The 2,327-nt window shown below is 53.2% G+C and carries 2 protein-coding genes; both read left to right on the forward strand.

What is annotated here, in order from left to right:
* Positions 1-184: 184 nt before the first annotated feature.
* The gene (locus ABYV26_RS24525) at positions 185-619 is read left to right on the forward strand and encodes a phosphate-starvation-inducible PsiE family protein (protein ID WP_372683973.1); all 435 of its coding nucleotides are present in this window, start codon (positions 185-187) and stop codon (positions 617-619) included.
* A 58-nt stretch (positions 620-677) separates the two neighbouring features.
* A partial coding sequence (locus tag ABYV26_RS24530; protein WP_372683974.1) for a UPF0182 family protein occupies positions 678-2,327 on the forward strand: 1,650 nt, incomplete at its 3' end.

The raw sequence follows: 2,327 nt of genomic DNA on the forward strand, positions 1-2,327 counted from the left end.
ACAGCTGAGGGTTTGCTTCCCTCCGGCTGGCTGCTGCAACATGCATGAATCTGGGCCACGATCGGTCCGCTGCATGCCGTGATGCCACCCGTCGCCACGCCGGGCCATCTCTACTCCTGCGCCTTGACATGCTGAAATCGAATACTTAGTTATTTCCAATTTACTGCATCAAAAGGAAACGATGATGACGAAATGGCTGAGACCCTTCGAACATGCAATCATCCGCGCGTTGATTGTCATGATGGCCCTCATCATACTCATTTCCACGATCGAGCTGGGATATCTCCTGGTCAAAGACATTATCAGCCCTCCGATTTTCTTTCTTGAAATTGACGAATTACTGGATCTTTTCGGTTTCTTTCTGTTGATTCTCATTGGCATCGAACTGCTGGAAACCATCAAGGCCTACCTGCAGGACAAGGTCGTTCACTCGGAGATCGTTCTGGAGGTTGCCCTTATTGCCATTGCGCGCAAAGTGATCATATTGGACCTTAAAGAATACGACAGCACCGTGGTCATAGGTATTGCGGCATTGATCATCACGATTGCCGGGGCTTACTACATCGTTCGGCGGAAGCTTCGCATCGATCTGGCCGGTGACCATCCGAAGCAACCCTAAACCGTATTGGGACGGTTTGGGGAAAAACAGGACGTTTTCGCGAAAGGCTTAAGCATTCATGAAATCCTGGAAAAAAAGGGGGCTTCTTTTTGCGGCTGCTCTGGTTGGGCTGCTGCTGGCAATTGTTTTGCTGAAGCTGGTTTTCGTAAATTTCGTCGTTGATTTCTGGTGGTTTCAATCCCAGAGCATGTCCCTTTATTACCTGATGCGACTGGTCTACCGTTACTTTGTTTTTGTCTTTTTTGCCGCGCTTTTCTTTGGAATTTTCTACCTCAATTTCTGGATCGCATCGCGCGTTGTCGGGGTGGCCGAAAAATCCACGGACAAGAATGAGAAGAACCTGATCAAGACCCTGCACAACGGGTTGCGGCGCATGTACATCCCTCTTTCCCTTTTGATGGCATTGCCCATCGCCGCGCCCATGTATACCCACTGGGAAAAATCTCTGCTGTTTCTTTTCGGAAGCGCCAGCGGGGCGGTCGATCCTCTGTTGGGAAAGGATATCAGTTTTTATCTGCTCTCACTGCCCGTTTATGCCTTGATCCAGAAAGAAGTGCTCGCGGCCTTCATTATTTTACTGATGGGCGTGATGTTTCTCTACTGGTACGAAAGTCGCCTGCTGGCCATTCAGGAGCAAACGCTGCCGCGCCGGGCACGCGTGCATGTCAGTCTGCTGGCCTTGGCGACGGTGGCCATCCTCTGCTGGGGATTCCTGCTCGATCGATACGACCTGCTATACGAAACGGTCAATCTGCCTGTCTTTTTCGGACCGGGCTACGTCGAGATGCGCATCGTTCTGCCGATGATCTGGTTGTCCGTGGTATTCCTGGCAGCCACCGGCATATCTCTGGTCGTTGGCTTCAACCGCAAGGCGGGATGGAAGCTGCCGCTAATTTTCCTCCTGCTCTTTGCACTCAGTGTGATGGGGAAAAACGCTGATTTCGTTAACAACATGGTACGCAAATATATCGTCGCGCCCAACCAAATCGCCCGTGAGCGGCCCTACATCGATGCCAACATCCGATCGACACTGGCGGCCTATGGACTCGACGCCGTTCAAACCCTGGACTTTAAAACCCAGACGAAACCCTCCTTCGACGCCGACGACCCGGCACTGGTGCGCCGCCTGCAGAACATTCCCGTCTGGGACCGTGAGATGCTGGGCAGCGTCTACGAGGAACTCCAGGGCATTCGGACCTATTATTCGTTTCCGACCATCGACGTGGACCGCTACACGATCGACGGCAACTACCGCCAGGTCTATCTGGGCGCCAGGGAAATCCAGTTTTCCAAGTTACCCGAATCCGCGCAGAACTGGATCAACCTCCACCTGCAGTACACCCACGGCCAGGGAGTGGTAATGATTCCGGCCGCCCAGGCCGGCGACGAATTCATGACCTGGCTGATCAAGGATATCCCACCCCGATCGGACTTTGGCTTACCCGTCAACCAGACATCCATCTATTACGGGCTCGAGGACAAGCCCTACGTCATCGTCCCCAATGACGCCGGAGAAATCGGTTCCCCGGTCGGCGATGAGGAGGCCATCGTCCACTACGACGGCCAAGGTGGGGTTTCCGTCAATTCGCTGTGGCGCAAGTTGCTTTTCTCCATGTATTTCAGAGACCGCAACATTTTTCTTACGGCCAAGACCAACGATCGCAGCCGCATATTGTTCCGCCGCAACATCCTGGATCGGATCACCCAC

Source organism: Desulfosarcina sp., assembly GCF_041551955.1.
Classification (GTDB): domain Bacteria; phylum Desulfobacterota; class Desulfobacteria; order Desulfobacterales; family Desulfosarcinaceae; genus Desulfosarcina.

Coding starts and splice junctions, on each gene's coding strand:
- ABYV26_RS24525 (WP_372683973.1), top strand. CDS start 185: ATGACGAAATGGCTGAGACCCTTCGAACATGCAATCATCCGCGCGTTG.